The following is a 22,928-nucleotide window of genomic DNA, read 5'->3' as shown; positions in this document are numbered from 1 at the left end:
TGCCGGGGCCGCTTCGGGCCCCGGCAACGAGCGATGGCGAAGCTCAAGCCTGATGGGCGATGGCGGTCGCTTGCGGCAGGTCCTGGGCGGCACCGTGGATGTGGTTGGCCGCCACGAAACCGAAGGTCATGGCCGGCCCGATGGTGGAGCCGGCACCGGGGTAGGTCCGTCCCATCATCGAAGCGGCGCTGTTGCCGATGGCATAGAGCCCGGCAATGGGCGAGCGGTCCTCGCGCAGCACCCGGGCATGCGGGTCGGTGAGCAGGCCGCCCTTGGTGCCGATATCGCCGGCATTGACCTGGATCGCGTAGAAGGGCGCCTTCAGCAGTGGCGCCAGGCAGGGATTGGGCGTGACCGTTGGATCGCCGTAGTAGCGGTCGAAGAGCGACTCGCCCTTGTGGAAGTCGAGATCCCGGCCCGCTTCGGCCATGGGGTTGAAGCGCTCGAGGGTGCGCAGCAGGCCGGTGGCGTCGATGCCGGTCTTCAGCGCCAGTTCGCGCAGGCTGTCGGCCTTGTGGAAGTAACGCTGCAGGTGCCTGGGGATGCGGCTGTCAGGCATGGCGTAGCCGGGCAACAGCGCGCCACAGGGATACTTGCGGCGGAACTCGGCGTCGAAGACCAGCCAGCAAGGCACGCTGGTGGCGCCCTCGCGGTTGTGTTCGTACATGGCGTAGACGATGTCGGTATAGGGCGCCGCTTCGTTGACGAAGCGCTGCCCCGCGGAGTTCACCATGATGCAGCCGGGCAAGGTGCGCTCGACGAACAGCGCGCGCCCCTTTTCCTCGCCCTCGACATGGGTGGTCGGCGCCCACCAGCTGTGGTCCATGAGCGCGGTGGCGGCGCCCAGGGCCTGGCCGGCGCGAATGGCGTCCCCCGTGTTCCAGGGCGGCGTGGCGCTCCACTCGGCCCGCGAGGGCTGGGGATGGTACTGGCTGCGCATGAGCGGGTTGCGCTCGAAGCCGCCGGCGCCGAGCACCACGCCCCGCTGCGCGCGAACCCGCAGCCGTCGTCCGGCGCGGACCAGTTCGGCCCCCACCACCCGCCCCTCTTCCTCGATCAGGCGCTCCAGCCGGCATTCCAGCCACAGCGGTACCTGACGGTCCAGCAACGAGCAGCGCAGCGCGGCGACCAGGGCGTTGCCCAGGGTGAGGAAGCGGTCGCGCCGCGAGCGCAGGCGCCCCGGCAGGTCGCGCCAGTAGCGCCAGAAGATCTTCAGGGTCAGGCCGACCCAGCCGGGACCGCGACAGAGCAGCACCTGGGCTTCCTTCATGGTCATGCCCATGCGCCCCATCATCAGCGTGCCGGGAGACGGCTCGCGCATGCGGGCGAACTCGGCGCCGAGGTGGCGCGCGTCGAAGGGCAGCGGGTCCATGGAACGGAAGCCGGGTTTTCCGCCGGGGACTTCCGGGTAGTAGTCGGCGTAACGCGGCTGGGCCTCGAAGTGCACGCGCGAGTGTTCGTCGAGGTAGCGCACCATCCGCCGGCCCTGCTCCACATAGGCCTCGATGCGTCCGTCGTCGATTTCGCCCTGGGTCACGGCCCGGATGTAGGCGACCGCTTCTTCGGCCGAATCCTGTCCGCCCAGGGCTTCGATGCGGTGGTTGCAGGGAATCCAGATACCGCCACCGGAGATGGCCGAGGTACCGCCGTAGCGGTCGCTCTTCTCCACGACCAGGACCCTGGAACCCAGGTCATGGGCGCGCAGCGCGGCGGTCATGGCGCCGGCCCCCGACCCCACCACCAGTACATCGCAACTCTCATCCCATTGCAGGCTGTTCGCGCTCATCGGGGTACTCCCTTGTTGTTCTGTTTGCGCATTCCAGCCGGATTCTCGGCAGCCCCGCCCGCCACCGGCATCGTCCGTTGGGACTAACGCCAGGGCCGGGGGGATAGCACGAGACGCTTAGTCTTTTCGGACGATGTTGCCCGCTTGCCGTGACCACATAGTCAGGCCGCCACACTCAACTCCACCTTGGGCCTGGCAGACCGCGCTGTGCCCAGCCAAGCCGAGAGCGACACCATGATAAAAACAAGAAAGGGCCACCCCCTGAAGCCGCTTCACCTTGCCATCCGTGCCGCCTGCGTGGGCCTGATGCTCGGCCACGCCGGGCAGGGCCAGGCCATGGCCTTCCAGCCCACCGACGACCTGAAGATTTCCTGGGATACCACCCTCACCTACGCCGTGGCCTGGCGCACCGAGTCCCGCGATCACGCCCTGTCCAACGGTTTCCCCAACCCGGCCATCGCCAACATCGACGACGGCAACAACGCCTTCGACAAGGGCAGCCTGATCACCAACCGAGCCAGCTTCCTCACCGAGGCCAACTTCAACTGGAAGGAGGACTTCGGCCTGTTCATCCGCGCCAGCGGCTTCTACGACGAGGTCTACAACCGCAGCAACGACAATGGCACCGGTACCTCCAACTGCTTCGCCGGCGGCCGCTGCTCGCAGCCCAACCACTTCCCCCACGACACCATCGACCAGCACGGCAAGGACCTGCGCCTGCTCGACTCCTACGTCTACGGTGCCTGGGACCTGGGCGGCCACAACCTGAACCTGCGGGTGGGCGACCAGGTGGTGAGCTGGGGCGAGAGCCTGTTCATCGGCAACGGCATCTCCAGCGGCATGGCCCCGGTGGACGCCACCAAGGCCAACACCCCGGGCGTGGAGCTCAAGGAGCTGTTCCTGCCGGTGGGCCAGGTCTTCGGCCAGATCGACCTGACCGACAGCCTGAGCCTCCAGGCCTACTACCAGTACGAATGGAAGAAGACCGAGATCGATGGTGTCGGCAGCTTCTTCTCCGTCACCGACCAGATGGATGAAGGCGGCTTCACCGACGCCTTCGGCATCACCCGCCGCCTGCACGACGACAATCCCGGCGACAGCGGGCAGTACGGCGTCGCCCTCAACTACGTGGCCGAGTCGCTGAACAACACCGAGTTCGGCCTGTACTACCTGCGTTTCCATGACAAGGCACCGCAGCTGGACTTCCTCACCGACTGGAACACCGCCAACTACCGGGTGCGCTACTTCGACGAGATCGATCTCTATGGCGCGAGCTTCTCCACCGTCGTGGGGGACACCAACTTCAGTGGCGAAATCAGCTACCGCGACGGTCAGCCGGTGCTGGCGGATACCGGCCTGGTCCCGCACCCGGTCCGCGCCGAGACCCTGCAGGCGCAGGTGTCGTTCATCCACTCCATCGGCACCACCCCCCTTGCCGACAACGCCACCCTGACCGGCGAGGTCGGCTACAACGAAGTGCTCGACAACGACAGCGCCCCGAGCTTCACCGCCTTCGTGCCGGACGGCGCCGGTGGCGTATTCCCGCTGGTCACGCCGAACACCGACGAGCTGTTCTTCGACAAGAGCGCCTGGGGCTACACCCTGAACCTGTCGCTGGAGTACCTGAACATCTTCAACGGCTGGGACCTCACCGTACCGCTGATCTTCAGCCAGAACCTGGGGGGCGATTCCTCCATGCCGGGCACCTTCGGCATGGGCGAAGGCGACCACCGCCTGGGCGTCGGCACCACCTGGCGCTACCTCAACAACTTCACGGTGGAGGCCCGCTACAACGCCTTCCTCGGCGATGCCGGCGACACCCCGTTCGCGGATCGCGACAACTTCGGCATCAACCTCAAGTACAGCTTCTGATCCACTGCCGCAGGAGATCCCACGATGCAACCGAACAACACGATCACGCTCCTCGCCGGCGTTCTCGCCGCCGCCCTCGCCAGCACCCCGGTCATGGCCAAGGTCAGCCCGGAAGAAGCCGCACGACTGGGCAAGGACCTCACCCCCATGGGCGCGGAAATGGCCGGCAACGCCGACGGCAGCATCCCTGCCTGGAGCGGCAAATGGCTGGGCGCCCCGCCCCATGTCAACTACGCCGGATCGGGCACTGCCTACGGCGATCCCTACGCCGGCGAAAAGCCGCTGTTCGTCATCACCGCCGACAACATGGCGCAGTACGCCGACAAGCTCTCCGACGGCCAGAAGGCGCTGTTCAAGCGCTATGCGGGCACGTTCAGGATTCCCGTCTATGCCAGCCACCGAGATTTCCGCTACTCCGACCGGGTCCAGCAACGCACCCTGGCCAACGCCACCAGCGCCGAACTGGTCAGCGACGGCAACGGCGTGGTCAACGCCATCGGCGCCTCGCCCTTCCCCATCCCGAAGAACGGTTACGAGCTGATGTGGAACCTCAACCTGCCGGCCCGCGCCTGGAAGGAGGACGCCATCTACACCATGGCGCTGACCCTCTCCAACGGCACCCGCTCGCTGGAGTCCATGGACTACAAGATCCTTTCGGTGTGGGACTCGCCCAAGGAGACGGTGGAGTCCTTCGGCGGCCAGCAGGCCTTCGCCCTGGTCCAGACCCTGGAGCCGACCCGCAAGAAAGGCGAGATCATCCTCGCCCATACCTTCACCGACCCGATCGCCTCGCCGTCGCAGTCCTGGCAGTACCTGCCGGGCAACCGCCGCGTGCGCCGCGCGCCAACCGTGGCCTATGACACCCCCTTCGGTGCCGGCGGCTTCCGCGTGATGGACGAGGACCGCCTGTTCAACGGCGCGCCGGATCGCTACGACTGGAAGCTGGTGGGCAAGCGGGAGATGTACATCCCCTACAACAACTACAAGCTGGACGACCCCAATCTGTCGCTCGACGACCTGCTCGCCACCAACGGCCACGTCAACCCCGAGCACATGCGCTACGAGCTGCATCGCGTGTGGGTGCTGGAAGCGAACCTGAAGCCGGGCAAGCGCCACATCTATGGCAAGCGCGTGCTCTACATCGACGAGGACTCCTGGATCGCCGTGATGGCCGACAACTACGACGGCAAAGGCCAGCTGTGGCGCAGCAACATGCAGACCACCGCCTACGCCTACGACCTGCAGGGCTTCCAGGCCCGCGTGGCGGTCTTCCACGACCTGATCGCCGGCTCCTACCTCACCGACCGCCTGCTCAACGGCAAGCCACCGGCGAAGCTCAACAGCAGCGACTACGAGGCCGACTACTTCACCGTGGCCAACCTGCGCAAGCTGGGCAAGTAACCCTGGTACCGCCCTGGCACCCGTGTCGTCCACAGCGACCCGGCCAGGGCTTTTCCCCCACCCCCTCCAGGCATGCCGGCAGGCGGGCGCCGCAATGGCCCCACCGGCCGGCAGCAGTTGCCGCGGCCCCCTCGAAGCCCGCACCAGACGGACCCAGGGTCAGTGAACTCCGAACCTCCCAACCCACGAGGAATCAACCATGAACATGCTGTTTCACGCCGGCATCGGCCTGGCCGCACTCGGCCTCTCCCTGCACGCCAGCGCCCTGAACATCCTCCTGACCAACGACGACGGTTGCCGCGCCCCCGGCATCAACGCCGTCTACCAGGCCCTGGTCGCCGGCGGCCACCAGGTGACCCTGGTGGGTCCGCTGAACGACAGCAGCGGCATCGGCGCGGCCAGCGTGGTGGTGCCCGGCCAGCCGGTCGCCATCACCCAGCTGGCCCAGGACAAGTACTGCGTCGGCCCGCCCGCCGGCTACGTCGCTCCGGCCGGCAAGACCTCGGCCATCGGCACCCCGGTGGACGCGGTGAACGTCGGCCTCGACCTGCTGCTCAAGGACAACCGTCCGGACCTGGTGGTCTCCGGCACCAACTTCGGCGACAACGTCGGTCCGCTGACGCAGATGTCCGGCACCGTGAACGCCGCCGTCCGCGCCATGTTCAAGGGCGTGCCGGCGGTCGCCGTCTCCACCGCCATCGACCTGCAGCTGATCAGCCAGGACCCGCAGGCCGGCTACCTCAAGACCCTCAACGCCATGGACGACACCGCGCGCTTCGCGGCCGCCGTGATCGACCGCGCCGCCGCCATCGGTGCCGAGGCCCGGCGCATCTGCCAGAAGAGCAAGGGCAAGGCCAAGGCCCAGTGCGAGACCAACGTCATCGGCCTGCCGGGCGTCACCGGGCTGAACATCAACTACCCGGCACTGGAGTCCGGCGAGGTCAAGGGCGTGGCCTTCGCGCCCATCGGCGACTGGGGCAATGTGGTCTTCGCGCCGCAGCAGGGAGCCGATGGCGTGGTACGGGTCAACCTGGTGCCACCGTCGGCACCGACCGCCGAACAGAAGCAGGGTGACGCCTACCAGCTTTCCCTCGGCAAGGCGGTGATCACCCCCATCGACGGCAATTACACCGCATCACCGCTTGTCCAGGCCCAGGCGAAGCTGATGCTGGGTAACCTCGCCCCCTGATTTCCCCCAGAAAGGAAAGCCCCCGCTGCCGCAAGGCGCGGGGGCTTTTTCATGCGACGCGCCTGGCCCGTAGGAGCCGGCTTGCCGGCGAATGACGCAAACCCGTTCGCGAGCAAGCTCGCTCCTACAGCGAATGCGCCGACCCGTTCGTCGTAGGAGCCGGCTTGCCGGCGAACGCGCCGACAGCTTCGCGAGCAAGCTCGCTCCTACAGCGAATGCTGTGGACCCGTTCGTCGTAGGAGCCGGCTTGCCGGCGAATGCGCCGACAGCTTCGCGGGCAAGCTCGCTCCTACAGCGAATGCGTGGACCCGTTCGTCGTAGGAGCCGGCTTGCCGGCGAATGGGCGGACAGCTTCGCGGGCAAGCCCGCTACAGCGAATGGGCGGGCTGGTTCAGGGTGCAACGAATGCCACCCGGCAGGCCCATGCTGGCCACGCACTGGTTGCAATGGGTGCAGGCGCTTTTCCACGCCGGGCCCTGTTCAGCCAGGCGCTGCAGCAGGTTAGGGTCGTTGAGCAGGGCACGCCCCATGGCGATGAAGTCGAACCCCTCGGCCATGGCCCGGCCCATGCTCTCGGCCGTGGCCACGCCCCCGAGGTAGACCAGCGGCATGCGCACGGCGCGGCGCATCTCGCGGGCCATTTTCAGGAAGTACAGTTCCTCGTAGGGCATCGACGGGAACGCCGCGGCACCGAACCATTTCATCGCCGTGCGCTGCAGCCGGTTCTTCTCCAGCGGAATCATGCTGGGCAGCGGGCTTTCGCCCCGGAACAGGAACATCGAGGTCCGGCTGACCAGGCCACCGCTCATGACGATGGCGTCCAGCCCGCCCTGCTCCAGCCATTGCGCGGCGCGGCAGGATTCGTCGATGCCGAGTCCTTCGGCCAGGCCGTCGCTGAGGTTGAGCTTGGCCAGCAGCGGGAAGTCCTTTCCCACCGCCGCGCGCACGGCCGCCAGCACCTGGAGCGGCAGACGCATGCGGTTCTCCAGGCTGCCGCCATAGTCGTCGCGGCGCCTGTTCAGCAGTGGCGAGATGAACTGGCTGAGCAGGTAGCCGTGGCCCATGTGGATCTCGATGGCGTCGAAGCCGGCATCGCGCACCAGGCTGGCGGCGGCGGCGTACTCGGCCACCGTGCGATCGATGTCCTTCCGGTCCATGGCGCCACCGAAGGGCACGCCGGAAAACACGCCGTACTGGTTGATGCAGGCGCTAGGACCTCGGGGACGCGGGATGCCGCGCGGCTTGTTGCGGCTGAAGTAGCCGCAGTGCGCCAGCTGCGCGGAAACCGCGCCGCCCTCGGCATGCACCGCCTCGGCCAGGCGCTGCAACTGCGCAAAGACGCCGCCGTGCATCCACATCTGGTCGGGGAAGGTCAGGCCATCGGGCGACACGCCGCAGTAGGCCACCGTGGTGAGGCCGACACCGCCGCGCGCCATGCCGGCATGGTGGCGGATAAGGTCGTCGCCCGGGACGCCGCCGGGACACATGCCTTCGAAGGTCGCGGTCTTGATCACGCGATTGCGCAGCGTCAGGCCCGCCAGCCGCGCGGGGCCGAGCAGCCTGTCCAGTTCGTTGCTCATGTTCACTCCTGCGGTTCGAAGGGGACGAACTCGGTGACTTCCAGCTCGAAGCCGGAGACCGCCTTGTAGCTCACGGGGAAACTCATCAGGCGCATCTTGCGCACGCCGACATCACGGAGGATCTGCGCACCGATGCCCAATGTGCGTTGTGGAAAGCTCGGCGGACGCGGTCGCTGTCCGGCGCGCTGCTGAAGCTGTTCGATCAGCGCACCGGGCGTTTCCCTCTGGGCCAGCAGGACGATCACGCCGGCGCCTTCGCGGGCCACCTTCGCCAGGGAGCGTTCCAGGTTCCATTGATCGGGGTGGCTGTCCAGAAGGTCACGCAGGGTCTCCACGGCCTGGACCCGCACCAGGGTCGGGGCGTCGCGGCGCACCTCGCCCCGCACCAGCGCCAGGTGCAGTTGGCCCTGGTAGTCATCCAGGTAGGTGATGACGCGGAAGTCGCCATGCCGGCCGCCAACCGGGTATTCGCCGGAGCGGCGGATGGTGCCCTCGTGGAGGATGCGGTAGTGGATCAGGTCGGCCACGCTGCCCAACGGCAGGCCATGGCGCCGGGCGAAGTCCCGTAGCGCGTCGCCCCGTGCGGGCTCGCCCTGTTCGTCGAGAATGCTTACCAGCACGGCGGCGGGCATCAGTCCGGCCAGCCGCGCCAGGTCGCAGGCGGCCTCCACATGGCCGGCGCGCTGCATCACCCCGCCGGGTTGGGCGCGCAGGGGAAAGACGTGTCCGGGCTGCACCAGGTCGGCCGCCGTGCTGGCCGGGTCCACCGCCACCGCGATGGTGCGGGCGCGGTCGGCGGCGGAGATGCCGGTGGACACCCCGCTGCGCGCCTCGATGGACAGGGTGAACCCCATGCCGTGACGGGCCCGCGAGTTGGGCACCATGAGTTCCAGGCCCAGGGCCTGGCAGCGCTCTTCGGTCAGGGCCAGGCAGATCAGCCCGCGCGCCTCGCGCGCCATGAAGTTGATGGCGGCGGCATCCGCGCGGCCGGCCGCGATCACCAGCGAGCCTTCGCCGTCGCCTTCCTCATCGGTGACGATCAGCATGGCGCCGCTGGCCATGGCCTCGATCAATAGTTGCGGGCTGTCCATGGTGGTCCTCTTCAGTTCAGCGCGTGGCGCAGGTCGGCGGCGGCGGACTCCAGCACGCCCCGGGCGCCGTCGACGAAGGCGGCCATGCTGACGAAGCCGTGGACCATGCCGGCGCAGCGTTCCAGGCGGGTCTTCACGCCCGACTGCTGGAGGCGGCGCGCGAAGACCTCGCCTTCGTCACGCAGCGGGTCGTACTCGGCGCTGAACAGCGTGGTGGGCGGCAGGCCGGCCAGGTCTTCGGCGCGCAGCGGCGAGGCCAGGGGGTCATCGACCTGCTCCGGGCGCGGCAGGTACTGGCGCCAGAACCATTGCATCTGTTCGCGGGTGAGGAAGTAGCCCTCGGCGAATTCCTGCTGGGACGCGCTGTCGCAGCGGGCGTCGACGGCCGGGTAGAACAGGCACTGGCAGGCGATGCGCGGCCCCTTGCGGATCTGCGCCAGACGGCTCACGGCAATGGCCAGGTTGGCGCCGGCGCTGTCGCCGGCAAGGGCCAGGCGGCTGGCGTCGAAGCCCAGTTCGCGAGCCCGTTCCACCAGGTCGCAGGTGGCGCGGTAGCAGTCATGGGGGGCGGCCGGGAAGCGGTGCTCGGGGGCCAGCCGGTAGGCCACCGAGACCACCACGGCGCCGGTCAGGCGGGCCAGGCTGCGACAGAGGTTGTCATGGGTGTCGAGGTTGCCGATGACGAAGCCGCCGCCGTGGAAGAACACCAGCAGCGGCAGGTCATGACGATCCTCCGGGCGGTAGAGGCGTGCGTCCAGCTCGCACTCGGCACCGGCCAGGCGCAGGTTGCGCACCTCGAACACCGCCTCGCCGGGCATGGGCGGCATGAGGTTGTCGCAGAACTGGCGGTATTGCTGCGGATCGAGCTGGCTGTAGTCGGGCTGGGGCATGCTGCTGAACTGCTGCAGCACGGCGGCGATCTGGGGGTCGAGGGACATGTTGGATTGCCTCAGGCGTCGGCCATCTGGAAGACCGGGTTGGTTTCGTCGAGGATGCTGGACAGGCGCCGTTCCAGCGCCGGTTTGAACTGCTTGTGGGGCAGCAGCCAGAAGTGCCCGGCCTCGAGGCCGGCGAATACCTGGCGGGCCAGCTCGCGGGGGTCCATGCCCTGCTGGATGCTACTGCCCAGCAGGTCGTCGAGTTGCTGCGTGGCGCCACCCGGATGGTTGGAGGCCATGATGTCGCTGGCTACCGGCCCGGGGCAGAGCACGGCCACGCCAACCGGGGACTGCAGCATGGCCAGCTCGTAGTGCAGGGTTTCGGACAGCGCCACCACCGCCTGCTTGCTCACGGTGTAGGGGCCGAGCATGGGACTGCAGATCAACCCCGCGAGGGACGCGGTATTGACCACCCGGGCCGGGCGCTGCTGTTCGAGCAGCAAGGGCAGGAAACTGCGCACGCCATTGATCACGCCGCCCAGGTTGATGGCCAGCAGGCGCTGCCACTGGGCAGCGTCGATTTCCCAGCTGAAACCGGTCTGCATCACGCCGGCATTGTTGAACAGCAGGTCGACGCCACCGAAGCGTTGCACGGCCAGGTCGCGCAGGGCCTCGACGTCCTGCGCCTGGCCGACGTCGCCCACCAGGCTGGCGACCCCCACGCCCCGTTCTTGCAGCGTCGCCACCAGGGCCGCCAGGCGCTCCCCGCTGACGTCGCTCAGCACCAGGCGCAGGCCGCGCGCGCCGGCTTCCTCCGCCAGGCCTCGACCTATGCCGCCGGCCGCACCGGTAATCACCGCCACCTGGCCCCGTTCGATTCGCATGGCTGACTCCCCTTCCCGTTGTTGTGGTGCTCGCCAGTAGAGCCGCTTCGTTACCGCCGGCCATCGTCCGTGCGGACGAGGGCGCTTCAGCCGGTCACCCGCAGCACCTGCTTCCGCCGCGCCCGGCCGTGCTGGAGTCGATCATGGGCGAGGGCCACGTCGGCCAGGGGCAGCAGGTCGAGGACGGGCGGCCGCACCCTTCCGGCGGCCAGCAGGCGGGCGATGCGCCCGAGCAACTCGCCACTGGGCATGCGGCTGTAGGCCACCGCCGTGCGCACTCCGCGCCGGGCGGCACCGGCATGGTCCGGTCCGGCATCCCCCGGCGCCAGGGTGAGGATGGCGACCAGGATGCCGCCCGGTCGCAGCAGGTCCAGACCTTCGGGCAGGCTGCCGCCGCCGATGCAGTCGAGCACCAGGTCGACACCCTCCGGCGCCCATCGGCCCAGCGCCGCCTGGATATCCCCGGTGCGGTAATCGAGGGTGCATTCGGCGCCCAGCGCCTGCGCCCGGCTGGCGCTGTCGGCACCGCAGGTGGTGGCGATGCGCGCGCCGGCGCAACGGGCGAACTGGATGGCGAAGCCGCCCACCGCGCTGCCACCGCCGTGAATCAGCACGCTCTGCCCGGGACGCAGGGCGCCCTCGTCGAACAGGCCGGTCCAGGCTGCCAGGGCCGGCGTGGGGACGGCCGCCGCCTCGGCGAAGTCGAGGTTGTCCGGCATGGGCACCAGGGAAGCGCGGGACACGCAGGCGAACTCGGCGTAGGCCCCCCACTTGCCGGCGCCGACGTCACTCTGGGCGAAGACCCGGCTGCCAGGGGCGAGGTCGTTCACCCCGTCGCCCAGGGCCTCGACCGTGCCGGCCAGGTCGAAGCCGAGGACGAAGGGGAAACGGTAGGTCAGGAAGCCGTCGAGGTAACCCTCGCGGCATTTCCAGTCCGCCGGATTGACGCCGGCACAGACCACCCGGACCAGCACCTCGCCCGGGCCGGGCTGGGGACGCGGGAGTTCCTTGAGTTGCAGCACCTCGGCTCCGCCGAGGCGTTCGATGACCACTGCGCGCATGCAAGTCTCCTGGTCAATGATGGGAATGGGGCGCGGCCCGGCCGAGCAGGCTGGACGCGAAAGGGCAGAAGGCGTGGGCGATGGCGTCTACCGTCCAGTCCGGGCAGTCGGGATCGAACCAGCGGTCCACCCAGGCCCAGTGATAGGGATGCGCGAGGTACTCCCCCAGCAGGTCGTCGACGCGGGCGAACTCCTGCTGCCAGACGTGCGTCCAGGGCCCCGGTGCCGGCACCCGGGACAGCTGCCAGTTGCGGATGCCGGGCATGTAGGCGGGCATCCGCAGCAGGTCCTGTTCAAGGGCGCGGATCTGTTCCGCCGAGGCCTGCGGACGGACCCGCAGCAGCAGGGTGCGCCAGATCCCGCCCGCCAGGCCGGGCTCACGCACCCCGCCGCCGATGCGCTGGTAGCGCAGGCGCCGGATGCTGGCGACACCTTCCAGGCGGTTCAGGAGGTCGTCGAGGTGCGCGGGCGGTGCGTCGGCGAACAGCAGGTCCAGGGTGCAATCAGCGGCGCCCCAGCTACCCGGCAGGTTGCGGCCGAAGGCGAGGTGAAGCAGGCCGGCCCCAGCCTGGAGGGCCTCGCGCAGCTGGGCTTCGACGGCCCGTTCGTCGACGTCGCCGGCCAGGTCGAGTTGCAGCGTTTCACTCCACATGGGGCGTCTCCAGTCGCTGGTCCGCCGAACCGAGCACATGGCGACGCCGCGAACCGCAGGCCGCCTCGACCTGGTCCCAGAAGGCCCGCGCCTCGGCGCCCGTGGCACTGCGCATGGCGTAGTAGGCGGGGACATCGGCCACCTGCCAGAGCAGCCAGAGGATGTTGCACTGGCCCGGCACCGCCACCGGTGGCGACACCCAGCGCTGCTCCAGGGCCAGGCCACGGGCCTCGCAGGCCGGCAGGTAGAGCCGATCCAGCGCCTCCAGCACCGGCGCGATGCGGTCGGCGGCGAGTGGAATCTCGTCGAGTATGCGGATCACCTTCAGGCGCTCCCGGTCGTTGTCCTGCCGCGCAGTAAAACCGGGGCGTCATCGGGGGCCATCGTCCGATCAGACGATGCCGGAAACGCCGCGCACCGCAGAATCCCGAACCTGTACGAGCTGCGGCGGCGCGTCCGGGCCGACCGCGGCGCCCAAGGACCCCGATGGGAGAACAAGAAAATGACAACCCTGCACCGAATCGAGACCCGGCAGTTGGAGCCGCGCTATGCCCGTGGCTGGCACTGCCTGGGCCTGGCCGCCCCCTACCGTGACGGAAAGCCCCATCGGCTGGATGTATTCGGCACCCGCCTGGTGGCCTTCGCCACGGAAGATGGCCAGATACGCATCCTCGATGGCTACTGCCCGCACATGGGCGCCGACCTCAGCGAGGGGTGCGTGGAGGGTGACGCCGTTCGCTGCCCCTTCCATGACTGGCGCTGGCGCGGCGACGGCGTCTGCGACGACATTCCCTACGCCAGGCGCATTCCGCCCCGCGCCAGGATCAAATCTTGGCCGGTGATGGAAGAGAACAGGCTGCTCTTCGTCTGGAACGACCCGGAAGGCAATCCGCCCATCGCCGAACAGGCCATTCCGCGCATCGACGCCTGCTTCGACGACCAGTGGGCCGACTGGGAAGTGGCCGAGCTGAAGATCGACACCAACTGCCGCGAGCTGATCGACAACGTCGCCGACATGGCGCACTTCGACTCGGTACACGGCACCGAGCTGACCCATTTCAGCAACAGGTTCGACGGGCATCTGGCGATCCAGTACATGCGCGGAGGCAGTGCGCGCCTGTCCGGCGACAGCGAGCTGACCACGGTCGCCACCTACTACGGCCCGGCCTACCAGATCACCGAGATGACCGGTGCCATGGGCGGCATGCCGATTCATTCGATCCTGCTCAACTGCCACGTGCCCATCGACCTGCACAGCTTCACCCTGCGCTATGGCGTCCTGGTGAAGAAGGTGCCGGGCCTGACCGATGAACAGAATCGCGAGATGGCCAGGGCCTATGTGAAGCAGGCCCAGGATGCCTTCTACGAGGACGTGGCGATCTGGCACAGCAAGACCCGCGTGGACAACCCGTTGCTGTGCGACGGCGATGGTCCGGTGTACCAGCTGCGCAAGTGGTACGAGCAGTTCTACACCGATGTCGCCGAACTGCCCGCGAGCCTCGCCGAGCCTCGCTCTTTCGTGGTGCTGGACGTGACCGAGACCGCCTGAGTCCGGTGGGGATCGATCGTCTCCCGATCATCGGGGGACGATCTGCCTTGATGAACGATCCCACTAGTCTGTATGAAGCACCCTACAACAATAAAAATCGGTTCAGACATGGCACAGACACTTTCGCTCGACACTTTCAGCGGAATGCTCCGCAACCTCTACCAGGGGCCGCTGGAAAACATTCCCTGGACCACCTTTCTCGACCAACTCAAGCTCTGCCTCGCCTCACGCTACGCCACCTTCATCCTGCGGCCTCCCAGCCAGCACGTGGAAGGCCTGACCATCAATACCGACGGCGCCTCGGCAGCGGTCACGGACTCCTACAACCAGAGCTTCTACAACCTGGACCCCTTCGTCGGCCTGCCCAATCGGACGGTGATCACCCTGGCGGAGTTCGTCACCGACAGCGACTGGCTGAATTCGGAGTTCTACAGGAACTTCCTGGAGCCGGTGGACGTGTTCCACATCCTCGGCGCCGATATCAATACCAGCGACGGTGCCCAGTGCCGTATCCGCATCTCCCGCGGCAAACAGGACCCGGCCTTCACCCAGGACGACAAGGACCTGCTGACGCTGTTCCTGCCCCATCTGGAACAGGCGGTTCAGTTGCACATGCACCTGAACCGGGTGGAAAGCGAGCGCAACCTCTATGCCGGCGCGGTGGACCAGCTGGCGGTGGGGACCATCATCCTCGACCAGGACGGCAAACTGCTGCAGAAGAACCGGCTGGCCGAACACCTGCTGGAGGAAAAGGACGGCATCAAGGTGGTCAACGACACCCTGCAGGTGGGCACGGCCCGCGACTCCCAGGCATTCCGGCAACTGGTGAAGCAGGCCCTGCTGTCGCAGAAGAGCAACCACCCCTCGGTGGTGGAGGCCATGCGTGTGCAGCGCCCGTCCGGCCGCGCCGATCTCGGCATCATCGTGCGTTCCATTCCTCCCACCACCTGGAACGAGGGCAAGCTCTGCCCCTCGGTGGCCATCTTCATCAGCGACCCGGAGCAGGAATCCAGCGCCCCCCAGGAGATCGTCAAGGCGCTGTTCGACCTGACCCCGGCCGAGGCGCAACTGGCCATGCTGCTGGCCAACGGCCTGACGCTGGACGAAGCCTCGGATGCGCTGGGCATCAGCCGCAACACCGCGCGGGCGCACCTGCGCTCGACCTTTTCCAAGACCGGGGTGACGCGGCAGACCATGCTGGTTCGGCTGATCCTGAGGAGCGTGGCGACCCTGGGGTGAGCCCCTGTCGCGTCCCTTCGCCCTGAAAAGGCTGAGGGGCGCCTGGCGCGGTTAGTCCGTCCAGACGATGCCCGTTTTCCCGTGGCGCGCGACGCTTTGCCGGGACACGCCACGGGAGCCCGCCATGCGCAGCCTGCCCACCATCCTGAAAACCGAACTCCTGGCCAAGAGCGACTGGTTCCAGATCGAGTCCCTGCACCTGGAGTTCAGCAACGGCCAGCAACGGGTGTACGAGCGCCTGCGCGGTTCCGGCTACCAGTCGGTGCTGGTGGTGGCCCTGCCCGATCCGCAGCATGTGTTGCTGGTACGCGAATACGCGGTGGGGGTGGAGCAACGGGTTCTCGGCCTGCCCAAGGGCGGCGTGGAAACCGGCGAAACCACCCTGGAAGCGGCCAATCGCGAGTTGACGGAAGAGGTCGGCATGCGCGCCGGCCGCCTGCGCGAACTGGGGAGGCTGAGCCTGGCGCCCGGACACCTGTGCCACAGCTGCCAGGTGGTGCTGGCCGAGGAGCTGGCGCCCTGCACCGCCCGGGGCGATGAACCCGAACCGCTGGAGATCGTGCGGGTTCCCCTGGCGCGGATTCCCGGGCTGGTGATCTCGGGTGAACTCCACGAAGCACGTGCCATTGCGGCCCTTTTCATGGCGCTGAGCCGAAAATCCCTCATCTAGTCCGTTTGGACGAGGCGGCCGGCCAAAGGGCTTCCTAGTCTTGCCTGCAAAACAAGATCTACCTCCCATGCAGAGGCCTGAAGATGAAGAAGAAATCCAAACTTTGCCTGCTCCTGATCGCCGGTGCATTCGCCGCCGCCTACCTCGGCATCATCACCCGGCCCCTGCCTCCGCCCCTGGCCCTGCATCAGCTGTGCACGGCCAGCTACCAGCCCTGTTACATGCCCGTTCCGACCTTCGCCTCGCTGCTGCCCTGAAGCTCGCCCCCGCCAGAGCAGGGATCGCTCTCCGGCCCCGGCCATCTGATATGGTTTTTGCCGTCTGATCTGAAGCTGTTTTGCCCATCAGCGACTTTCTATAGTCCGCCTCGCCGCAACAGCCTGATGGGCACTGATCATGAGCGAAAGAATTCCCGTGCAGGTGATCGAGGTCACCCCGAGCCTGCCCCCCATTGCCAACAAACCCCTGTCCGCCTCCAGCGGCCCCATCCACACCCGCCGCTTCACCGGTTTCTACCGCGACCTGCGCCGCCTCGGCGCGGGCCTCCTGTGCCTGCTGTTCTTCGGCACGCTCTGGCTGGATTGGGACGGCCGCCAGGCGGTGCTGTGGAGCCTGGAGGAAAGCAAGTTCTACATCTTCGGCGCCACCTTCTGGCCCCAGGACTTCATCCTGCTCTCGGGCCTCCTGATCATCTGCGCCTTCGGCCTGTTCTTCATCACGGTGTTCGCCGGTCGGGTCTGGTGCGGCTACACCTGTCCGCAGAGCGTCTGGACCTGGATGTTCATGTGGTGCGAACAGCTCACCGAGGGCGACCGCAACCAGCGCATCAAGCTGGCGGCCGCGCCCTGGAGCCTCGGCAAGCTGCTGCGCAGGAGCGCCAAGCACGGGCTCTGGCTGGGCATCAGCCTGGCCACCGCCATCACCTTCGTCGGCTACTTCACGCCCGTGCGTGAGCTGGTGGCCAACCTGGTCACCTGGGAGATCGGCGGAACCGCGCTGTTCTGGGTGATCTTCTTCGCCGCCGCCACCTATATAAATGCCGGCTGGATGCGTGAGCAGGTGTGCATCCACATGTGCCCCTATGCCCGCTTCCAGAGCGTGATGTTCGACAAGGACACCCTGATCGTCTCCTACGATTCGGCCCGGGGAGAGTCCCGGGGACCGCGCAAGAAGGGCAGCGACCCGAAAGCCCTGGGCCTGGGGGATTGCATCGATTGCCAGATGTGCGTGCAGGTCTGCCCCACCGGCATCGACATCCGCGATGGCCTGCAGATCGCCTGCATCGGCTGCGCGGCCTGCATCGACGCCTGCGACGACATCATGGAACGCATGGGCTACGCCCCGGGCCTGGTGGGCTACAGCTCGGAACGTGCCCTGGAAGGCGGGAAGACCCGGTTGCTCCGTCCGCGCCTGATCGGCTACGCCGTCGCCCTGGTGCTGATGATCATCGCCCTCGCCTGGCTGGGCGCCACCCGGGCGCAACTGTCGGTGGACGTGATCAAGGATCGCGGCATGTTCCGCGAGAACGCCGCGGGCGAGATCGAGAACATCTACAACCTCAAGCTGATCAACAAGACCCAGCGGGAGCAGCGCTACCGGGTGGAGCTGGCCGACGACGCGGGCTTCCGCCTCCAGGGTGACCAGGAGGTGCGCATCGGCGCCGGGGAGATCCTGTCCCTGCCGGTGTCCGTGGCCCTGACCGAGGACAGCGGTCCGGCCGGTTCGCGCCCGCTGCGCTTCGTGGTGCGCAGCCTGGATGAACCGGACACCGAGGCCAGCGCCAGCAGCACCTTCGTCAGCCCGAGGCACTGAGGATGGGCCGGGATCATGGCGGCGACCGGGCCGAGCGCTTAGAGTGGGGCTCCGCCCTGCCGCCGATCCAGGAAAAGATGAAGCGCTACGAGAAATTCGCCGACGACATCGCCGAGCTGATTCGTACCGGGGTCCTGGCCCCTGGGCAGAAGGTGCCCTCGGTGCGACACGCCAGTCGCACCTACGGCGTGAGCGCATCCACGGTGTTCCAGGCCTACTACCTGCTGGAAAGCCGGGGCCTGATCATGGCCCGGGCGCGCTCCGGCTACTTCGTCTGCGAGCATGTGCGCCGGCCGCTTCCGGAACCCCAGGCGACGCTGCGGGAAGCCTCCACCACCGAGGTGGACGTCAGCGAACTGGTGTTCTCGGTGCTCAGCTCCATCCGCGACCCGGATACCGTTCCCTTCGGTTCGGCCTTCCCCAGCCCCGAACTCTTCCCCCTGCCGCGCCTGGCCCGCTCCATGGCCCACGCGGTGAGGGACATGGATCCGCGCTCCACGGTCGCGGACATGACGCCGGGCAACCACGCCCTGCGCCGGCAGATCGCCCTGCGCTACATGGTCGGCGGGCTGCCGTTGCCCATCGAGGAACTGGTCATCTGCAACGGCGCCCTGGAAGCCCTGAACCTCTGCCTGCAGGTGGTGACCCGCCCGGGCGACCTGGTGGCTATCGAGGCGCCGGCCTTCTATGCCAGCCTGCAGGTGCTGGAGCGGTTGAAGCTGAAAGCGGTGGAGATCCCCGTGCACCCCCGCGAAGGCATCGACCTGGAAGTGCTGGAGGACCGCCTGGAGCGGCTGCCGATCAAGGCCTGCTGGTTCATGAGCAACTTCCAGAACCCGCTGGGGGCGAGCCTCCCGGAAGAGCGCAAGCGCCGCCTCGCGACCCTGCTGGCCCGGCACCAGGTGCCGCTGATCGAGGATGACGTCTACGCCGAGCTGTATTTCGGCCAGCACGCGCCCAAGCCGGTGAAGGCGTTCGACAGCGAGGGGCTGGTGATGCACTGCAGCTCCTTCTCCAAGAGCCTGGCCCCAGGTTACCGGGTGGGCTGGGTGGCCGGCGGGCGCTACGCCGGACAGATCGAGCGACTGAAGCTGATGACCAGCCTCTCCGCCTCGGTCCCGGCCCAGGCGGCCATCGCCGACTACCTGCAGCACGGTGGCTACGATCGGCACCTGCGCAAGCTGCGCTACGCCCTGGAGAGCCAGCGCAACGCCATGCTGGCGGCGGTGGCCAGGCACTTTCCGGAGGAAACCCGGGTCAGCCGCCCGGAAGGCGGCTATTTCCTCTGGGTGGAGTTTCCCGAACAGGTCGACTCCCTGCGCCTGTTCCAGCTGGCCCTGGCCCAGGGGATCAGCATCGCGCCCGGTCCCATTTTTTCCGCGACACGGCGTTTCGGCCATTGCGCACGACTCAATTATGGGCATCCCTGGAGTCTCGCCAGTGAACAGGCGATGGAAACTCTGGGCCGTATTATCCGTTCACTTCCCGGCACCAACTGAAGTAGACGAAGTTCACTTCTTTCGCTCTGAACGGTGATTCCCCCAATGGAGCTTTTCGTTGGGGTTGTTATACTTTGCAATGTTCTTTTCGGGATTCCAGTGCAATCGACTGCGAACCCCGGATCTCTCGCAGGGTCTTTCTGTAATGCGTAAGGAAAGCACCCGTTAGTTGCGAACCAAGAACTTTGTCCTACAAGAAGGCCGCGCCGACGGCCTCGACGGGCGAACGACGCTATGGAGGCAAAGGCCTCTGGATCGCCCTTTCCTGACAAGACCATTGATCTATAGAGACGGATATACCACGTGACGAAAGACGAACTGCGTGCCGAACTCGAGCGCCAGGCGAAGCGTTACAAGGATGTTTACGGTGGGGAAGTCACCACCTATGTCGCTCAAAGGGAGCCTGAACGCAAACCCTGGCGCAAGAAACCCAGCCTGCTGGACAAGAGTTTCGAAAGAGAGATCGAAAAGATCGAAAAGGAGCTCAATCGGGAAGCGCCCTGACAAGATGTCGCACCTTGTTCCTTTGTGAAGCGCTCTTATTGATTTGCGACAACTCCAGTGTGACTGAGCGAAAACCGCTCGACGTCCGGGTCTGGGCGGCGAGCGGTTTTCTGGCATAATCGCGGCCCCTTCATGAGCCAGTCACATAACCTTCATGTTCGATCTATTCAGCGGGCTAGATGCCTGGCTGGTGCTGAGCCTCTGTCTCGCCCTGGCATTCGTCCTGACATTCGAATTCATCAACGGTTTCCATGACACCGCCAACGCGGTCGCCACGGTCATCTATACCAAGTCCATGTCGCCCTACCGGGCGGTGTTCCTCTCGGGGATCTTCAACTTCCTCGGTGTGCTGCTCGGCGGCGTCGGCGTGGCCTACGCCATCGTCCACCTGCTGCCGGTGGAACTGCTGATCAACGTGAACACCGGACATGGCCTGGCCATGGTGTTCAGCCTGCTGACCGCCGCCATCGCCTGGAACCTGGGCACCTGGTACTTCGGTATCCCGGCCTCCAGTTCCCACACCCTGATCGGTTCGATCCTCGGCGTGGGCCTGGCCAATGCGATCCTCACCGACGTCCCCCTGGGCGAAGGCGTGAACTGGGGCAAGGCCATCGACATCGGCCTGTCGCTGATCTTCTCCCCGGCCGCCGGCTTCATGGTCGCGGCCCTGCTGCTGCTCAGCCTGAAATGGCTGTACCCCGTCTCGAAGATGCACAAGACCCCGGAAACCCGGAAGGAACTGGACGAGAAGAAGCACCCGCCCTTCTGGAACCGCCTGGTACTGGTGCTTTCCGCCATGGCGGTGAGCTTCGTGCATGGTTCCAACGACGGCCAGAAAGGTATCGGCCTGATCATGCTGGTACTGATCGGTATCGTGCCGGCCAAGTTCGTGCTGGACCTGAACAGCACCACCTACCAGATCGAGCGTACCCGCGACGCCGCGACCCACCTGAGCCAGTTCTACCAGCGCCATACCGACACCCTTGGCGAGATGCTGGCGCTGGGCCGTGGCAACGGTGGCGAGATGCCCAAGCTCTACCGCTGCGATCCGAAGCAGACCGAGCCGACCATCGCCGCCCTGCTGAAGACCCTGGAAGGCGTCTCCAACTACAGCGACCTGAGCGAAGAGAACCGCATCGAGGCCCGCCGCTACCTGCTCTGCCTGGACGACACCGCGAAGAAGGTCGGCAAGCTGTCCAGCCTGCCGGCACGCGAGAAGGCCGACCTGGAGAAGCTGCGCAAGGACCTGACCGCCACCACCGAGTACGCGCCCTTCTGGGTGATCCTCGCCGTGGCGCTGGCCCTGGGCATCGGCACCATGGTGGGCTGGAAGCGCGTGGTGCTCACCGTCGGCGAGAAGATCGGCAAGCAGGGCATGACCTATGCCCAGGGCATGAGCGCCCAGATCACCGCCGCCTGCGCCATCGGCATGGCCAACATCTACAGCCTGCCGGTGTCCACCACCCATGTGCTGTCTTCCGGCGTCGCCGGCACCATGGTGGCCAACCGCAGCGGCCTGCAGGGCGGCACCATCCGCAATATCCTGATGGCCTGGGTACTCACCCTGCCCACCACCATCCTGCTGTCCGCCGGCCTGTTCTGGCTGGCGATCACCTTCATCGTCTGATCAGGACGAGAACGAAGAAGGGCGCCATGGGGCGCCCTTCTTCGTTTCAGGATGGCGAAACCTTCGTCAGCGACGCTTGCCGCCCCCGAGCAGGGAACCCATCAGCCCCCTCACCAGTTGCCGTCCCAGCTGGTTGGCGGCCTGGCGCACGGCGGTCTTCATCGCCTGGCTGGCGAAGGTGCCCAGCAACTCGCCGGCCAGATCGCCGATTCCGGACTGACTGGCCGTCGGCTTGCCCGGCGTCTGCTCCGGCTCGCCCACGGGCGCCTGGGCCGCCCGGGCGGTGAGCATTTCGTAGGCGGACTCGCGGTCGACCGGTTTGTCGTAGCGCCCGGCCAGGGGCGAGCTGCGCACCAGCGCCGCGCGCTCGGCGGCGTCCAGCGGCCCGATACGGGATTGGGGTGGCGCGATGGCGACCCGCTGAACCATGGCCGGGGTGCCCTTCTCTTCCAGGGTTCCCACCAGGGCTTCGCCGATACCCAACTCGGTGAGCACCTTGAGGGTGTCGAAATCCGGGTTCGGCCTGAAACCGTCGGCCACCGCCCGCAGGGATTTCTGCTCCTTGGCAGTGAAGGCCCGCAGGCCGTGCTGGATACGCAGGCCGAGCTGGGCCAGCACATCGTCCGGCAGGTCGCTGGGCGACTGGGTGACGAAGTAGACGCCGACGCCCTTGGAGCGGATCAGCCGCACCACCTGCTCCAGGCGTTCCTGAAGGGCCTTGGGCGTATTGGTGAAGAGCAGGTGCGCTTCGTCGAAGAACAGCGCCAGCACCGGCTTGTCGGCATCGCCCCGCTCCGGCAACTGCTCGAACAGCTCCGCCAGCAGCCAGAGCAGGAAGGTGGCGTAGACCTTGGGGGCCTCGTGGACCAGCCGACTGGCATCCAGAAGATGGATGCGCCCACGGCCGTCGCGGTCGGGCTGGAGGATGTCTTCCAACTGCAGGGCGGGCTCGCCGAAAAGCGCCTCTGCGCCCTGCTGTTCCAGGGTCGCCAGGCGACGCAGCAGGGCCTGGGCCGAGGCACCGGCGAACAGCGCACGGTCCTCGCCCAGCAACTCGGGGTGATCCTTGAGGTGGTTGAGCAGCGCCTTCAGGTCCTTCAGGTCGAGCAGCAGCAGGCCCTCGCGATCCGCCACCTGGAAGGCGGCGTAGAGTGCCGCCTGCTGGCTGTCGGTCAACTCCAGCAGGTTGCCCAGCAGCAGCGGCCCCATCTCGCTGAGGGTGGTTCGCAGGGGATGGCCCGACTGGCCCGCGACATCCCAGAGGCTGACCGGATAGGCCTTGGGCGAATGCCCCAGCCAGGGCATCGACGCGATGCGCTCGGCCACCTTGCCCCGGGGATTGCCGGCGGCGCCCAGGCCGCAGAGATCGCCCTTGATGTCCGCCGCGAAGACGGCGACACCGGCATCGCTGAAGGCTTCCGCCAGGCGCTGCAGGGTGACCGTCTTGCCGGTCCCGGTGGCGCCCGCGACCAGACCGTGACGATTGGCCAGTTTCATCGCCTGCGCGACCGCTTCGCCTTGCGGATCGGCGCCTAGGATCAGGGAGAGATCTTCGGGCATTTTGCCCTCCTCGAATTAAAGCTTTCTGGGGTTCCCGCCGATAGATAAACCGACGTTTTCGCTCGGCTTTTTCA

The 22,928-nt window shown here is 67.1% G+C and carries 20 protein-coding genes; 11 read left to right on the top strand and 9 right to left on the bottom strand.

The features are described 5' to 3' along the window. Positions 1-43: 43 nt before the first annotated feature. On the bottom strand, positions 44-1,786 hold the full coding sequence (locus KF707C_RS05880; RefSeq protein WP_003448957.1) for an FAD-binding protein: 1,743 nt from the start codon (positions 1,784-1,786) through the stop codon (positions 44-46). Positions 1,787-2,020: 234 nt separating this feature from the next. On the opposite strand from KF707C_RS05880, the gene KF707C_RS05875 reads away from it, so the two are divergent. From KF707C_RS05875 to KF707C_RS05865, 3 genes are all read left to right on the top strand, one after another. After that, entirely contained in the window at positions 2,021-3,658 is a 1,638-nt protein-coding gene (locus KF707C_RS05875; RefSeq protein WP_003448955.1) for a DUF1302 domain-containing protein, read from the top strand. Positions 3,659-3,682: 24 nt separating this feature from the next. Beyond that, the gene (locus KF707C_RS05870) at positions 3,683-5,059 is read left to right on the top strand and encodes a DUF1329 domain-containing protein (RefSeq protein WP_003448954.1); all 1,377 of its coding nucleotides are present in this window, start codon (positions 3,683-3,685) and stop codon (positions 5,057-5,059) included. A 199-nt stretch (positions 5,060-5,258) separates the two neighbouring features. Continuing rightward, entirely contained in the window at positions 5,259-6,248 is a 990-nt protein-coding gene (locus tag KF707C_RS05865; protein ID WP_003448953.1) for a 5'/3'-nucleotidase SurE, read from the top strand. A gap of 368 nt (positions 6,249-6,616) precedes the next feature. On the opposite strand, the gene KF707C_RS05860 is transcribed toward KF707C_RS05865, so the two are convergent. From KF707C_RS05860 to KF707C_RS05830, 7 genes are all read right to left on the bottom strand, one after another. Further along, positions 6,617-7,828, bottom strand: a complete 1,212-nt coding sequence (locus KF707C_RS05860; RefSeq protein ID WP_003448952.1) for an NADH:flavin oxidoreductase — start codon at positions 7,826-7,828, stop codon at positions 6,617-6,619. A 2-nt stretch (positions 7,829-7,830) separates the two neighbouring features. Continuing rightward, a complete protein-coding gene (gene ribB / locus KF707C_RS05855) occupies positions 7,831-8,919 on the bottom strand; it encodes a 3,4-dihydroxy-2-butanone-4-phosphate synthase (RefSeq protein ID WP_003448951.1) in 1,089 nt (362 codons plus the stop codon). 11 nt (positions 8,920-8,930) lie between these two features. Continuing rightward, positions 8,931-9,857, bottom strand: a complete 927-nt coding sequence (locus tag KF707C_RS05850) for an alpha/beta hydrolase (RefSeq protein ID WP_003448950.1) — start codon at positions 9,855-9,857, stop codon at positions 8,931-8,933. A gap of 11 nt (positions 9,858-9,868) precedes the next feature. Further along, entirely contained in the window at positions 9,869-10,681 is an 813-nt protein-coding gene (locus KF707C_RS05845) for an SDR family NAD(P)-dependent oxidoreductase (protein ID WP_003448949.1), read from the bottom strand. A gap of 86 nt (positions 10,682-10,767) precedes the next feature. Next, positions 10,768-11,742, bottom strand: a complete 975-nt coding sequence (locus KF707C_RS05840; protein ID WP_003448948.1) for an NADP-dependent oxidoreductase — start codon at positions 11,740-11,742, stop codon at positions 10,768-10,770. Between the two features lie 13 nt (positions 11,743-11,755). Further along, complete coding sequence (locus KF707C_RS05835) at positions 11,756-12,394, bottom strand: Dabb family protein (RefSeq protein ID WP_003448947.1); 639 nt, start codon at positions 12,392-12,394, stop codon at positions 11,756-11,758. Further along, complete coding sequence (locus KF707C_RS05830; RefSeq protein WP_003448945.1) at positions 12,384-12,716, bottom strand: hypothetical protein; 333 nt, start codon at positions 12,714-12,716, stop codon at positions 12,384-12,386. Before KF707C_RS05830 ends, KF707C_RS05835 begins: the two co-directional genes overlap by 11 nt. A 180-nt stretch (positions 12,717-12,896) precedes the next feature. Between KF707C_RS05830 and KF707C_RS05825 the strand changes: the two genes are divergently transcribed. The 8 genes from KF707C_RS05825 (at position 12,897) to KF707C_RS05795 (ending at position 21,294) form a co-directional block, all read left to right on the top strand. Further along, the gene (locus KF707C_RS05825; protein WP_003448943.1) at positions 12,897-13,943 is read left to right on the top strand and encodes a Rieske 2Fe-2S domain-containing protein; all 1,047 of its coding nucleotides are present in this window, start codon (positions 12,897-12,899) and stop codon (positions 13,941-13,943) included. A gap of 108 nt (positions 13,944-14,051) precedes the next feature. Next, positions 14,052-15,182 carry a helix-turn-helix transcriptional regulator gene (locus tag KF707C_RS05820; RefSeq protein ID WP_036991434.1) on the top strand — a complete coding sequence of 377 codons (1,131 nt, stop codon included), beginning with the start codon at positions 14,052-14,054 and terminating at the stop codon, positions 15,180-15,182. Between the two features lie 124 nt (positions 15,183-15,306). After that, entirely contained in the window at positions 15,307-15,852 is a 546-nt protein-coding gene (gene nudE / locus KF707C_RS05815) for an ADP compounds hydrolase NudE (RefSeq protein WP_003448939.1), read from the top strand. 83 nt (positions 15,853-15,935) lie between these two features. After that, positions 15,936-16,109, top strand: a complete 174-nt coding sequence (locus KF707C_RS29310; protein ID WP_003448937.1) for a hypothetical protein — start codon at positions 15,936-15,938, stop codon at positions 16,107-16,109. Between the two features lie 139 nt (positions 16,110-16,248). Then, positions 16,249-17,664, top strand: coding sequence for a cytochrome c oxidase accessory protein CcoG (gene ccoG, locus KF707C_RS05810; protein WP_036991430.1), 1,416 nt, complete (start codon positions 16,249-16,251; stop codon positions 17,662-17,664). A 77-nt stretch (positions 17,665-17,741) separates the two neighbouring features. Continuing rightward, positions 17,742-19,163 (top strand): GntR family transcriptional regulator MpaR, encoded by a 1,422-nt coding sequence (mapR, locus tag KF707C_RS05805; protein ID WP_003448932.1) that lies wholly within the window; start codon positions 17,742-17,744, stop codon positions 19,161-19,163. A gap of 303 nt (positions 19,164-19,466) precedes the next feature. After that, positions 19,467-19,667, top strand: coding sequence for a hypothetical protein (locus KF707C_RS05800; RefSeq protein ID WP_003448931.1), 201 nt, complete (start codon positions 19,467-19,469; stop codon positions 19,665-19,667). Positions 19,668-19,821: 154 nt separating this feature from the next. Beyond that, on the top strand, positions 19,822-21,294 hold the full coding sequence (locus KF707C_RS05795; RefSeq protein WP_003448930.1) for an inorganic phosphate transporter: 1,473 nt from the start codon (positions 19,822-19,824) through the stop codon (positions 21,292-21,294). Positions 21,295-21,360: 66 nt separating this feature from the next. Here the strand turns inward: KF707C_RS05795 and KF707C_RS05790 are convergent, their stop codons facing one another. After that, positions 21,361-22,854 (bottom strand): helicase HerA-like domain-containing protein, encoded by a 1,494-nt coding sequence (locus tag KF707C_RS05790; protein WP_003448929.1) that lies wholly within the window; start codon positions 22,852-22,854, stop codon positions 21,361-21,363. Between the last annotated feature and the right edge of the window lie 74 nt (positions 22,855-22,928).

Origin of the sequence: Pseudomonas furukawaii (genome assembly GCF_002355475.1) — a bacterium.
GTDB classification, from domain to species: domain Bacteria; phylum Pseudomonadota; class Gammaproteobacteria; order Pseudomonadales; family Pseudomonadaceae; genus Metapseudomonas; species Metapseudomonas furukawaii.
This window is presented reverse-complemented; position numbering and strand designations above follow the sequence as displayed.